Source organism: Vibrio sp. 1978, from assembly GCF_033344345.1.
In genome coordinates this window covers 1-575 of sequence record NZ_JAWPOP010000798.1, presented here as the reverse complement: position 1 = coordinate 575, position 575 = coordinate 1, and the positions used below count along the sequence as shown (strand labels likewise).

Below are 575 nucleotides of genomic sequence, written 5' to 3'. Positions count from 1 at the left end.
GGATATTGATATCACCAACGGCGACTCTTCCCTCGGCCAAAGTCTATCTTCCTTACTACAGCTACACTAATAAGCTAGTCATCTGAGTGCATAAAGGCAAGGCGTTTTTGAGGAAAGGGGCTTAGAAGCCCCTTAAATGAGACAAAATTCGTTAACTTTGCTTGGAATCTTGCTCAATTTGTTTCATCAAATCGTTCGCTTTCTTCATTGCTCGTCTAGCGCTGGTGGTCTTTCTTTTATTCAACAGAATGTCGGAGAATTGTAGATACTTGTCCGCTGTTTGGAAGCGTAGGTCATTGATATCTTGGAATCCAACAGGGAAGTTTTCAGAGAATTTATCGACGTCTTTAACTAACTTATCCAAATGTACAGTGGTTCTTGCTTGCTTTAGGCGATAGTACAGGCCATCAAACTCGTCTTGATACAAGATTCGAGCAGCGTCGATAGGGAAAGGTAACGGATTGCTCGAATCAATTGCCGTTTCATAGAGCTTCATTTCGAGCACGGCATCTTTCATCGCATTGCTTATCTCTAAGTTAGCTTTATGTTCATCGCTATTGGTAAAGAACGTGTTG

The 575-nt window shown here is 41.7% G+C and carries 1 pseudogene; it reads right to left on the bottom strand.

What is annotated here, in order from left to right:
* Positions 1-151: 151 nt before the first annotated feature.
* A pseudogene (locus R8N49_RS29170) lies at positions 152-575 on the bottom strand (serine/threonine protein kinase); the annotation flags it as partial.